This is a genomic window from Streptomyces sp. NBC_01320 (assembly GCF_035974375.1).
Taxonomy (GTDB): Bacteria; Actinomycetota; Actinomycetes; order Streptomycetales; family Streptomycetaceae; genus Streptomyces; species Streptomyces yanii.
In genome coordinates this window covers 10,944,442-10,955,749 of sequence record NZ_CP108390.1, presented here as the reverse complement: position 1 = coordinate 10,955,749, position 11,308 = coordinate 10,944,442, and the positions used below count along the sequence as shown (strand labels likewise).

10 protein-coding genes and 2 pseudogenes are annotated in these 11,308 nt (G+C 68.5%); 7 read left to right on the top strand and 5 right to left on the bottom strand.

The features are described from left to right. Nucleotides 1–13 precede the first annotated feature (13 nt). Nucleotides 14–115, bottom strand: a pseudogene (locus OG395_RS50155) (hypothetical protein); the annotation flags it as partial. Between OG395_RS50155 and OG395_RS50150 the strand changes: the two are divergent. From OG395_RS50150 to OG395_RS50140, 3 genes are all read left to right on the top strand, one after another. Then, nucleotides 99–848, top strand: coding sequence for a hypothetical protein (locus tag OG395_RS50150; protein ID WP_327248854.1), 750 nt, complete (start codon nucleotides 99–101; stop codon nucleotides 846–848). The pseudogene OG395_RS50155 and the gene OG395_RS50150 sit on opposite strands and share 17 nt — an antisense overlap. Nucleotides 849–1,323: 475 nt before the next feature. Further along, nucleotides 1,324–2,049, top strand: coding sequence for a VOC family protein (locus tag OG395_RS50145; protein WP_327248853.1), 726 nt, complete (start codon nucleotides 1,324–1,326; stop codon nucleotides 2,047–2,049). 89 nt (nucleotides 2,050–2,138) lie between these two features. Next, on the top strand, nucleotides 2,139–2,633 hold the full coding sequence (locus OG395_RS50140; protein WP_327248852.1) for a DUF4279 domain-containing protein: 495 nt from the start codon (nucleotides 2,139–2,141) through the stop codon (nucleotides 2,631–2,633). On the opposite strand, the gene OG395_RS58775 is transcribed toward OG395_RS50140, so the two are convergent. Next, a protein-coding gene (locus OG395_RS58775) for an IS630 family transposase (RefSeq protein WP_442818704.1) occupies nucleotides 2,630–3,690 on the bottom strand; the annotation gives its coding sequence in 2 pieces (ribosomal slippage) (nucleotides 2,630–3,243 and nucleotides 3,243–3,690; 1,062 coding nt in all). The genes OG395_RS50140 and OG395_RS58775 overlap by 4 nt on opposite strands. 991 nt (nucleotides 3,691–4,681) lie before the next feature. Here OG395_RS58775 and ggt point away from each other — a divergent pair. Continuing rightward, nucleotides 4,682–6,541: a gamma-glutamyltransferase gene (ggt, locus tag OG395_RS50125; protein ID WP_327248849.1), complete on the top strand. Its 1,860-nt coding sequence runs from the start codon at nucleotides 4,682–4,684 to the stop codon at nucleotides 6,539–6,541. 221 nt (nucleotides 6,542–6,762) lie between these two features. Here ggt and OG395_RS50120 read toward each other — a convergent pair. Further along, nucleotides 6,763–7,029: pseudogene (locus OG395_RS50120) on the bottom strand (hypothetical protein); the annotation flags it as partial. Nucleotides 7,030–7,203: 174 nt separating this feature from the next. Continuing rightward, nucleotides 7,204–7,788 (bottom strand): helix-turn-helix domain-containing protein, encoded by a 585-nt coding sequence (locus OG395_RS50115; RefSeq protein WP_327248848.1) that lies wholly within the window; start codon nucleotides 7,786–7,788, stop codon nucleotides 7,204–7,206. Nucleotides 7,789–7,905: 117 nt separating this feature from the next. On the opposite strand from OG395_RS50115, the gene OG395_RS50110 reads away from it, so the two are divergent. From OG395_RS50110 to OG395_RS50100, 3 genes are read left to right on the top strand one after another with little or no spacing between them, the layout of a single operon-like run. After that, the gene (locus OG395_RS50110) at nucleotides 7,906–8,742 is read left to right on the top strand and encodes an EamA family transporter (RefSeq protein WP_327248847.1); all 837 of its coding nucleotides are present in this window, start codon (nucleotides 7,906–7,908) and stop codon (nucleotides 8,740–8,742) included. Between the two features lie 42 nt (nucleotides 8,743–8,784). Beyond that, on the top strand, nucleotides 8,785–9,432 hold the full coding sequence (locus tag OG395_RS50105) for an FMN-binding negative transcriptional regulator (RefSeq protein WP_327248846.1): 648 nt from the start codon (nucleotides 8,785–8,787) through the stop codon (nucleotides 9,430–9,432). Between the two features lie 41 nt (nucleotides 9,433–9,473). After that, nucleotides 9,474–10,181: a B3/B4 domain-containing protein gene (locus OG395_RS50100; protein WP_327248845.1), complete on the top strand. Its 708-nt coding sequence runs from the start codon at nucleotides 9,474–9,476 to the stop codon at nucleotides 10,179–10,181. 150 nt (nucleotides 10,182–10,331) lie between these two features. Here OG395_RS50100 and OG395_RS50095 read toward each other — a convergent pair whose 3' ends face one another. After that, complete coding sequence (locus tag OG395_RS50095) at nucleotides 10,332–11,081, bottom strand: hypothetical protein (RefSeq protein ID WP_327248844.1); 750 nt, start codon at nucleotides 11,079–11,081, stop codon at nucleotides 10,332–10,334. Nucleotides 11,082–11,308 lie beyond the last annotated feature (227 nt).

Below are 11,308 nucleotides of genomic sequence, written 5' to 3'. Positions count from 1 at the left end.
CGAGAAGGACGCGTACGACTTCCTGCGGGACGTCCCTGTTGATCAGCCTGGTTCCAAAAGTGTGGCGCCATTGATAGGGCGTCAGGTGCACCCCGGCCGTGCTCGTCGCGGACATCGCAGCGCTCCAGCCAGAGATCGAGCTGCCCGCGGTAGGAGTGCGTGGTCAGCGGTCGGGTGCCGTCGGGGTTCATCCGGGGGGCCGGGAACAGCCACCGGCTGCCGCCGGGCCAGCGTTCCAGGACGCGCTGCTGCTGGGCGGTGATCTCGCCCTCGACCTCCTCGTTGATGGGGACCAGTGCCTCGCGTTTCATCTTCCGGTTGAGATAACGCAGATAGGCGGCGCCGTCGGCGTCCCGGACGATGCAGTCGAAGGCCAGGTTACAAGCGTCACCGACCCGCAGCCCGCACCGCATGAGAACCAAGGTCAGCACGCGGCCCTCGGGATTGTGCCAGCGGTCGAGGTTGGCGGATTGCTCGACCTGGGCCATGACCTGCTCGGCCAGCGCCCGGGGCAACCGCTTGTCGGGACGGGGGAAGTCGTCGGGGTAGAAGGTCGCGTTGGCCGGAAGAGTCTCGTCCCAGCCGTGGCGGCGCACGGCGTGGAAGAACGCGTTCAGCGAGCCGATGCCCCGGCCGCGCGAGTGGGTCGATCGCGGATCGACGGCGAGATCGGCCAGGTAGCGTTCGAGTACCTTCCGGTCCACCGCAACCAGACCACCCGCGGCGACCCGTGGGTCGGCCAGGAAACCGGAAAACCGGTTGAGCGCGAGGATGTCGACGACGGCCTGGTTGATGCTGCGGCCGATACTGAGCCGCCAGCGCACGAACCTTTTGGCTGGCTCCCGTAGCCACGGCTGGGCGATGCGGTCGAACCGCAACCGGGCCCGGGTGCCCTCGATCCCCAGCCGACGCAGCACCCACACATCGCGTGGGAACTCGCTCTCCCAGCCGCTGCCGCAGGCGAGATCCTCCAGATGCTCATGCGCGTAGCGCAGGAACGCAAGCTGTCCGTTCTGGTCATGGCTGGCTCCGCGCATCGCGGCGAAGTGCTCACTCCACTGCTCCATCGGCCACTCCAACAAGGATCCTGCCTCGCTGGCGGCGATCAGCCGGATCACCGGCGAGACGGCCGAGCTGTGGGACATCGGATTCCTGCCCGTCCTCGTCGGGTCAGGTGCTGAACGGCCCGGCAGCCCCGGCGCGTGACCGCGCTCCCCCGCGACGGAAACCCGGCTGCGGGTGCCGCACTGCCACCACTAGGCTGCGCTCGCGGGGCGGGCGAGGCGCCGTATCGACCGTCAATGGATCGGAGATGCACGAGGTATGACCAGTCAACTGTTCGCGATCTGCTTCAATGCGACCCGGCCGTCGGGCCTAGCGCGGTTCTGGTCCGGGGTCCTGGGCTGGGAGTTGGCCGACGGTCCGGACGACGACCTCGCGATCCTGCCCCCTGATCCCGCCGGGTTCCGCATCCGTTTCCTGCCGAGCCAGGAGCCGAAGATCGGCCAGAACCGGGCGCACTTCGACCTGACGAGCACTTCCCCGGAGGATCAGCAGCAGACGGTGGCCAGGGCGCTGGAACTCGGCGGGAAGCACATCGACGTGGGCCAACTCCCGGAAGATGGGCATGTGGTGCTCGCCGATCCGGACGGCAACGAGTTCTGCGTCATCGAGGCGGGCAACAAGTTCCTCGCCGACACCGGCTTCATCGGAGCGCTGGCCTGCGACGGTACGCAGGAGGTCGGCTATTTCTGGAGCAAGGCGCTGCGGTGGCCGCTGGTCTGGGACCAGGACCAGGAGACCGCGATTCAATCGCCAAACGGCGGTACGAAGATCACGTGGGGTGGTCCTCCGGTGGCGCCGAAGACGGGAACGAACAGGCTGTACTTCGAGCTGGTGCTCCCCGCCGACGCTGACTGGGAGGCGGAGGTCGACCGCCTGATCTCGCTCGGCGCGACGCGCACCGACACCGACGAGGGCGACGGCGGCCAGGTGCTGATGCTCGACCCCGACGGCAACGAGTTTTCCGTGCAGAGGCCCCGGTACTGAACTTGATTGGGTGATGTCGGGTGGGCAGGCTGCACGGGATCCTGAGGAATGCGCTGGCCTGCCGCTGACTGGCCTGCGATCGTGAGGACGTGCCAGAACACTTGACGATGCACTCGCCGTTGCCGGATACGAAGTGGTCGGGCGGGTCGATCCGGATCACGAGCCGAACGGTCCGCGCCGAGGAGATCTCGGTTCGCCTGGGGATCGTCCCCGACGAGCAGCTCGAGCAGGGGAGCTTGATGAGTCCCCGAAACCCGAGCAGCGCCCGGCGGGAGACCAGCGTCTGGATCCGGCGGAGTGGACTGGGAAGCGACAGCCAGCTTGAGGAGCACGTTGCGGCGCTGGTCCGACTGGTCAACGGGTGTCATCAGGAGTTGACGCGCCTGTCCGTCGATTGTGATCTGGAGCTGTATCTCGGTTTCGGCAGTGAGAACGGTCAGGGAGGCTGCGTCCTGCCGGCCCACCTGCTCGCCAAGGTCGGCAGGCTGGGGCTCGACGTCGTTCTCGACCTCTATCCGCCCACGTCAGAGGTGAGTGTCGTTGGTGGTGACCGTCGCTTCCGGCAATGCGGGCTCGGCGGCTAGTCGAGGATGAGGCCGGTGCCGGCAAGGCAGCCGTCGACCAGCTCTGGACGGTACTGGATCTTCTTGAGCCGACGCTTTACGGCTCTGGTGATCTGGCTGAGGTCGGGGGCGGCGAAGTTGCCGAGGTCGCGCTTGACCAGCGACCAGATGCCCTCCTGCGGGTTGAGGTCCGGGGCGTAGGTCGGCAGCTGGAACACGGTGAGCCACTCGGCGCTCGCTGCGATGAAATCCCGCATTCCGGCGGTCGGGTGGAGGCGGACGTTGTCCCAAACCAGCACGATCGGGCCGCCGAGCTGAGCGTGCGCGCGGACGATCAGATCGCGGAAGTCCCGCCAGCCGAAGCCCTTCGGCTCGTCCTTGCGGCCCCGGTACTCGCGTATCGCGTAAATCAGCCGGGGCCGCTCGCCCGCTTTGTAGCAGGTCATACCCGCCATCGACACGCGTCCGGAGCCACGTCCTCGCACCCGGACGACGGGGGTCTGGCCGATCCGGCCCCAGGTCCTGGCACGCGGCGGAGTCATCGACTGCCCGGCTTCGTCCTCGAAGACTACCCAGGCGTCGCGTTCCGCCGCGATGCTCTTACCCGCGGCCAGGTCTCCTTCCTCCAGGCCTCGACCGCCTCGTCGTCGCGCTCGATCGCCCTTCGGGCAGGCTGCTGCCAGGACCAACCGTGCCGCTTCAGCAACCGCCAGGTGTCCTCCACGGTGTACGAGACGTGGAACAGCTGGCCGATCAATGTCTTGATCCGGGCGAGGGTCCACTGCTGATCGGCCCAGCAATGTGCCAGCGGGCCCCGTTCCAACTCCCGTTCCAGCCTGATGATCTGGGCCTCGACGAGTCGCGGTCGACCTGGCGAGCCCTTCGACAGCACCCCGTCCTCGCCCTGCTCGCGCCAGGCCCGGCGCCACCGCTCCACCGACCGCTCGCTCACCCGTAACGCGGCAGCAATCTCCCCATTCTTCTGCCCGCCTTCGAAGCGCTCCACGGCCTGCAGCCGTAACCGCTCCCGCCTACCCCTCTCGGCGTCGGTCAGCCCACCACCCTGCGCATACCTCACGTCCCAGAGCTGCCAGCACCAGCCTGCGGGTGCCAGGCGAACGGCCCCGACATCACCCAATCAAGTTCAGTAGCACGGCTGTTGCCGGGTGGGCTGTGTTTCATAGGCGAACACTCATGAAACACACCCCCCATCATGCAGGGCTTCTCGTGTTCCATGGGTTGTTTCAACCCACTGAACGTCTGAAACACTCCCATGAAACGCTTCCGGATCATGAGTGACGACTTCAAGCGCGTGGAAGCGGACGCCTGTCCGATTCCCCGGTCCAGCCCACCGGGCGCATCGGAGTGTGCTTGGAGCCGGCGCACCAAGGCGTTCACCGAGTTGTGCAAAGCGAGTACCCGACAGTGGCGGGGGCCTTCGCTGCATTGGCCTCGTGGCTCGACGGGCGGGGCTGCAACCGAGCGCCTCTTGCACGCGAGATCTGCTACCCGAACTGGGCCGATGCGGATGCGGACGAGCACGTATTGGACATCGCCGTGCCCTTCCAAGCCCTCACGAACTCCTGAAAGTGCGATGGACATTCGGAACTGGTTCCAACAAGAATGACGATTCACCGCAGGCTACAAAAGCATGACCATTTGGTTCGAGTATGCGTGTCCTGCGAGAAACGAACCGCCAGGTCACCACAAATTCACGGTTCCAAGTACCTCGTCCCGTCGCAGGTCATGCCCGTGGTGCCGAGGGCTTGCAGCTGCCAGCCGCGTCAGCAGCACCCGCCCGCCCGCCGGATGGGGCAAAACCGTTCGTGCCAGTCAGACAGGCCAGACGGAGTAGCGCAAGCGCTCATCATGCCGCCCCCACCGACGTAGCTGTCACTGGGGTGCCCCAGGCGGACGGGGATTCCGGCAGGCGCAAAGTCGTTGAACTGCACTGGTTACTGCCGAGGAACCTCAGATGTTCCGCAAAGATCTCCAAGATCCATTGCTGATGAGGCCGACTGTTGCCAAAGTGCCAGCAATCACCCTCGCCCGAGGCCCTCGGAGGCTCGATGATCGCCCGCCGTGCCCTGGTGTCTGCCGTGTCGGCGGCAGCCCTCGCTCTCCCTCTGCTCCTCCCCACCACAGCCGCCGGCTCATCCCCGGCAGGCGCTGCCGCAGCACCCTCCGGCTCAAATCTCCAGCCGCCGCCCAAACAGGCCGTCGCCACCGGCAGCGGGGGCGCAGTCTCCAGTGTGAACCCATACGCCTCGCAGGCCGGCATCGAGGTGCTGCGGCGCGGCGGCAACGCGGTCGATGCGGCGGTGGCAACCGCGGCCGCGCTCGGAGTGGTCGAGCCGTACTCGGCAGGCATAGGAGGCGGCGGCTACTTCGTGTACTACGACGCCGCCAAGAAGAAGGTGCACACCATCGACGGCCGAGAGACGGCCCCGGCCCGGATGCGCTCCGACTCCTTCATCGACCCGTCCACGGGCAATGCCATCCCCTTCCAGGAAGCGGTCAACTCCGGCCTGTCCGTGGGAGTTCCGGGCACCCCGGCAACCTGGCAGAAGGCCCTGGACGACTGGGGCACCGTCTCGCTCGGGCGCGCACTGCACCCGGCCACCCGGATCGCCGACGACGGCTTCGTGGTCAACGACGAATTCCGCGCCCAGACGGCGATGAACGAGGCCCGCTTCCGGGACATCACCTCGACCTCCGAGCTGTTCCTGCCGAACGGTGAACTCCCCGTGGTCGGCAGCCGTTTCCGCAACCCCGACCTTGCCCGTACGTACCGGGAACTGTCCCGCGAGGGCACAGATGCGCTCTATCACGGCGACATCGGGCGTGATGTGGTGCGCACCGCGCAGAACCCGCCGGTGACCGCGGGCTCCGACCGTACGTTCCGGCCCGGACTCATGGAGCGGCGCGACCTCGCGAACTACGCAGTGGTGCGCCGGGAACCGACCCGCACCATGTACCACGGGCTGGACGTCTACTCCATGGCCCCGTCCTCCTCCGGCGGCACCACCGTCGGCGAAGCGCTCAACATCCTGGAGAACTTCCCTCTGTCGTCCGCCGACCGGGTCCAGGCGCTGCACCACTACCTGGAAGCCAGCCGGATCGCCTTCGCCGACCGCAACCGCTGGGTGGGCGACCCCGCCTTCTCGGACGTGCCCACGAAGGCACTGCTGTCCAAGAAGTTCGCGAAGGACCGGGCCTGCCTGATCCGCTCCGACGCGACGCTGACCAGCCCGTTGGCCCCGGCGGACCCGCGCGGCGCGACAACCGGCTGTGCCCGGGGGAAGGGCACTCAGGAGCCTTACGAGGGGCCCTCGACGACCCATCTGGTGACCGCCGACCGTTGGGGCAACGTGGTCTCGTACACCCTGACGATCGAGCAGACCGGAGGCTCGGCCATCACCGTGCCCGGACGTGGCTTCCTGCTCAACAATGAGCTCACCGACTTCGACTTCACCCCGCTCACCCCCGGGGTACCCGACCCGAATCTGCCCGCCCCGGGCAAGCGCCCGCGCAGCAGCATGTCACCGACGATCGTGCTGCGGGACGGGAAGCCGGTGATCGCGGCCGGTTCGCCGGGTGGCGCGACCATCATCACCACGGTGCTCCAGACTCTCGTCAACCGTCTCGACCTGGGCATGTCGCTGCCCGATGCGGTCGCCGCTCCGCGGATCTCGCAGCGGAACCGGACCACGACCGACGCCGAACCCGCCTTCCTCGACTCACCCGAGCGCACCGCGCTCGAAGGCCTCGGCCAACACTTCGTCCTGGCCCCACAGACCTTCACCCCCTCCCCGGAGATCGGAGCGGTGGCCGCACTGGAGTTCCAGCGCGACGGGAAGGTCACGGCGGTCGCCGAACCCAAGCGGCGAGGTGGCGGCTCGGCCATGGTGGTGAACGAGAGCCGTTGACACGGCGAACGTTGCAGGCTTGGCCTGACAGCCCACAATCGCAACGCCTCTTTGCCTCGCGATGAGCGCTGTAGTTGACGAAATCTGTCAACTACAGCGCTCGGTGTGCGACACGAAATCGCTACACGTACGGGGCGGCGCGACGGGACAACGCTCCTCATGGGGCAACCCTGCCGGTCACCGCACTAGGATCTTGGGACGCCCCACCTCGCTGTTCGCGCTCATCCTCCGACGATGACACGCCCCGCCCTTGGGGCGTAACTCCGGGGTCGTTGCCAGGCGTAGAAGCGCGAGACGCTCTGCAGCACCGCGGCCGGCTTCGCCTCGCCATCGATCTCGATCGTGCCGTTGACCGTGATCTGCAGGCCACCGGGCACTTCCTCGACCTTGGCGAGACGGGCGGCCAGACGGATGCGCGAGCCGACCTTCACCGGGGCGCGAGAACGCACCTTGTTGAGGCCATAGTTGGCCTTGGTGGCGACGCCCTCCGATCCGATCGGTATGCCGGCGCCAGCCCTCACCCGACGCGACTCGGTAATTGGCGTCCCGACGGCGGTCGTCGTTCGTGTTGCAAGCGCAACCGGTGTGGCACTACCGCCGGTTCAGGTGATCTGCAAGGCCGGGGGCCGTATGGATCACCAGGCTGACCCGCACTGCGCGGGTCAGGTTGTGGAGGCAGGGCCGGGTGGCAGGTGAACCGTCATGATCAGGTGGCAGGTTGCGGCGCCGGAACCACGGTAGGTATGGGGGGCATCGCCGCCGAAGGTAGCGGTCTGTCCGGCTTCGACGGAGTGCTCGGTGCCGTCGACGACCAGCGTCATCCGGCCGGAGGTGACACTGACGGTTTCCACGACTCCGGCCTGGTGGGGGTGGCTGGGGTACTCCTCGCCAGGCTCCAGTTGCCAGCGCCAGACCTCGACCGGGGCCGGGCCTGAGGTCGTCAGCATGAGCCGGGCTTCGCTGCCTTGCGCTCCGGTCCACAGAGGGGCCACGGCGTCGGCGGTCACGACACGGACGCTACCTTCGGCCGGTCCTTCCATCAGCGCGGACACCGAGATGCCGAGAGTGTCGGCCAGCCGGACCAGGGTGGCGAAGTTGGGGTTGCCCTGGGCTTTCTCCAATCCCACCAATGCACCCTTGCTGACCTGGGCACGCCGGCCGAGCTCGTCCAGGGACAGACCGGCGCGGGTGCGGGCCGCCCTGACGTTGTGCGCGAGTGTCCGCAGGGCTGCGGCCGTCTCGGCCATCTGATCACCATCCTCACAAGTGGACCACTTGAATGCACCGTGCGGTCGTTCGGTTGACACACCTCGGTCGATCCGTTGTACGGTTTAGTCGTTCCATTGAATACTAAGGGATGTACCGTGATCGCTCTGCTGCTGGCCCTGGGCAGCTCACTCGCCTATGGGTGCGCCGACTTCCTCGGTGGCCTCGGAGCCCGCAAGGCTCATGTGCTGCGTACCGTGATGATCGCGGCCCCGGCCAGCCTCGCGGTCGAGCTGCTGCTGTGGCCATTCCTCGGCGCCTCTTTCAGTACTGGCGCTCTCGGCTGGGGTGCCGCATCGGGGGTCGCCTCGGCCGCCGCGTTCGCCCTGCTCTACCGCACCCTGGCGATCGGTCCGATGAACGTGCTGTCGCCCGTGACCGCCCTGGTGTCCGCGGCGCTGCCCGTCGGTGTGGGTCTTCTGCAGGGCGAGCACCTGGCCGCCGCCGGACTGGTGGGTCTGCCGCTCGCCCTGGTGGCGGTGGTACTGGTCAGCGCCGGACACGGCGCGGGCTCGGCGCGCCCCTCACGCACCGCGCTGCTGATGGCCTTCGGCGCGGGCGCCGCCATCGCCCTCCAGCTGATCTTTCTGCACCAGGCGCCGTCCGACAGCGGAGTCGCTCCACTGATCGTGGGCCGGGCGGTCTCCTCGGCCGTCACCCTGGCCGCGGCCGGGCTGATGCACCGCAAGCTCGGCTCGGCGCGGCCCGCGTACGCGATGTCAGCAGCCGCAGGTGTGCTGGACTCGCTTGCGAACCTACTGTTCCTGCTCGCCGCCCGCAGCGGGAACCTCACCGTAGTCGCTGTGATCACCGCCCTCTACCCGGCCGGCACGGTCCTGCTCGCCCGCGGCGTGCTCGCCGAACGCATCCACCGCGGCCAGCTCATCGGACTCGGCACCGCCGCCGCCGCCGTCGGCCTCCTCGCCCTCACCTGAACCACCCCCCAACCCCTCCTCCGTCTGCGCAAGGAGAGCAGCATGTTCATCCAACCCTGGGACGCCGGCCTGGACGAAGCCGAATGGCAGACCTGGATCGCCGAAGACCACGACTTCGGACAGCTGAGCGTCAACGGCCTGCCCGGCCACCCGCCCGTCGCCGTCCCCACCCACTTCACCAGCGACGGAAACCACCTCCTGGTCCACCTCGCCCGGCCCAACCCGGTCTGGAAGGCGATCGAGCACGACCCGAACGTCCTCTTCACCGTCTTCGGCGACTACGCCTTCATCCCCGGCCCCTGGCGCGCCAAGGCCGACACCCCGCCCACCAACGGCGTTCCCACCAGCTACTACACGGCCGTCCAGTTCACCTGCCGCGCCAACATCGTCGACGACCCCGAGGCCAAGGCCGAGCTGCTGCGCCGCCAGCTCGCCCTCTTCCAGCCCGACGGCGACCACGCCCCCGTCACCGTCGACCAGCCACCCTACGGCCGGATGCTGCCCGGCATCCGCGGCCTGCGCCTGGAAATCACCGAAGTAGTCGCGAAGTTCAAATACGACGACCACAAACCCGTCGCACACCGCACCGCCGTCGCCGACCACCTCAACGCACGCGGCCAGGGCCTCGACGCCCCCACCGCACTCCAGCAGCGCCGCCGACTGGACCGCATCGGCCCCTGGAAGCCCTGACCCCGCGCCCCACCCCGGCACAGAAACGGAAACCCTCACCCATGACCGCCTTCCGCCTCACCCCCGCTGTCGCAGACGACTTCCCCGACGCCCTCGTCGCCCTGGTCACCGCCACCGGCCTGCGCGGCCGTGAACCCTGGCCCGACACCACCGCCGCCCTGGAGGACCTGGAGCAACAGCTCGCCGACGGCACCTGGCAGCCTGCCGACGAGAGCGACCCCCGCATCGAGGCGTGGCATACCGCCTACCGCTCCTTCGGCACCAACCCTCGCCGCATCCGCCCCAGCGTCGACGCGCTAGGCCGCCGCCTCGCCAAGAAGGGGACCCTGCCGCGCATCAACCCGGCCGTCGACTCCTACAACGGCGTTTCCGTGCAGCACGGCCTGCCCGTCGGCGCCTTCGACCTGGACCACGTCACCGGCGATGTCGTCATCCGCCACGCGGACGGCACCGAGTCCTTCACCCCGCTCGGCGAACCCGACACCACCGAGAACCCCAAGACCGGCGAGATCATCTACGCGGACACCACCGGCGTCCTGACCCGCCACTGGAACCACCGCGACGCCCACCGCACCCGCGTCACCGTGGATTCCACACACGTGGCCTTCGTCATCGAAACCCTCCACGCCACCCGTGACGGCCACCTCGTCAAGACCGCGGCGCGGGAGCTGCAGGGCCTGCTCATCCCGCACGCCGAACAGACCGCCGTGTATGTACTCAGCCCGGCACAATCCCAGGTCACCGTCTGAGAACTCCTCACGAAATGATCTTCGAGGTGGTTGGATCACTCCGGGACTGTCGATCCGAGGTGTGATCGGTGAGCGCTCCAGTTGGCCGGTGAGCGTTCAAGTCGGCCACTTGAGCCGTAGTCGCCTGGGACAGGCCGGCTACGGGGCTCGTCAGGCATCCGGCAGGAGGAGCCAGACCTCGGAGAAGGCGAGGCCGTGCTCGTGGGTCACGACTCCGCAAGGGCAGCCCAGCGCGATCAGACGCCAGTCGCAGGTCACCGTCCACGGCCCGGCCGTACCCCCGCATCCTGGGCAGCCAACCGTCTCGGCCGTCCACACGCCGGTGGCAGGTCTGCCGTGACGACGGAACCGGCCCGTGTACTGGACCTGCCAGGGCTCGACCGGCGGCGTGAGCGGGATGACCTCGGGCGGGCTCGTCTCGGCCAGGGTGGCGAACAGTGCGATCAGATCAGGAAGCAGGGCCTCGCCCGCTTCGGTCGGCGGCACCGCCACACCGTCCGCTGCCCTCGGCGCGTCCCCGAATCTCGGGGCCGCCGCCGCAGCCGGTGGATTCGGGTGGGCGTGCCAGGGCAGGAGGGCGCGAGCGACGGCGGCCAGGAGAGCAGCGGTGGGCGGGCTGACGGCGCCCGCGTCGAGGTGATGCAGGGTGGTGCGCAGGATGCGTTGGAGCCGTCGGTCCCGGTCCGTGGCCGGCGTCCGTGCCGCCGCAGCCCGCCGGGTCGGGAGCGGGGCGGTGAGGCGGGCCAGGACGGCCGCCGCTGCCTCGGCATCCGACGAGGCGGGACGCCACTCCCCGACGGCCAGGAGCTGCCGGGCCCGCCCGGATTCTCGGGTGAGGGCGCGCGTCAGCAGCGAATGGGCGCCGGAGGCTGCCACGTGGGTGTCGTGTCCGCTCGTCATGGCGCCCCCGTCTCCCTGTCCCGCCGTGCCCGTCGCGCTGTGTCCGCGCGCCCGCCGTGCCGGTGGAGATTCCATCACACGAGCGGATTGCGCCTCGGGGAGCCACCGCGTTCGCATCGGCGCAGATCAGACGATGTGGCCATCTGGATGCTCGGACTGGCCGACTACGGCGCTCCGTCACACGGGGGTGGAGTGGGTCGCCTGAAGCCAGGGCATGTCGAGGACGA

Bases quoted from the DNA above. Each gene is read 5' to 3' on its own strand.
- OG395_RS50095 (WP_327248844.1), bottom strand. From the start codon at position 11,081: ATGACGAGCGGACACGACACCCACGTGGCAGCCTCCGGCGCCCATTCG.
- OG395_RS50105 (WP_327248846.1), top strand. From the start codon at position 8,785: ATGTTCATCCAACCCTGGGACGCCGGCCTGGACGAAGCCGAATGGCAG.
- OG395_RS50115 (WP_327248848.1), bottom strand. From the start codon at position 7,788: ATGGCCGAGACGGCCGCAGCCCTGCGGACACTCGCGCACAACGTCAGG.
- ggt (WP_327248849.1), top strand. From the start codon at position 4,682: ATGATCGCCCGCCGTGCCCTGGTGTCTGCCGTGTCGGCGGCAGCCCTC.
- OG395_RS50100 (WP_327248845.1), top strand. From the start codon at position 9,474: ATGACCGCCTTCCGCCTCACCCCCGCTGTCGCAGACGACTTCCCCGAC.
- OG395_RS50145 (WP_327248853.1), top strand. From the start codon at position 1,324: ATGACCAGTCAACTGTTCGCGATCTGCTTCAATGCGACCCGGCCGTCG.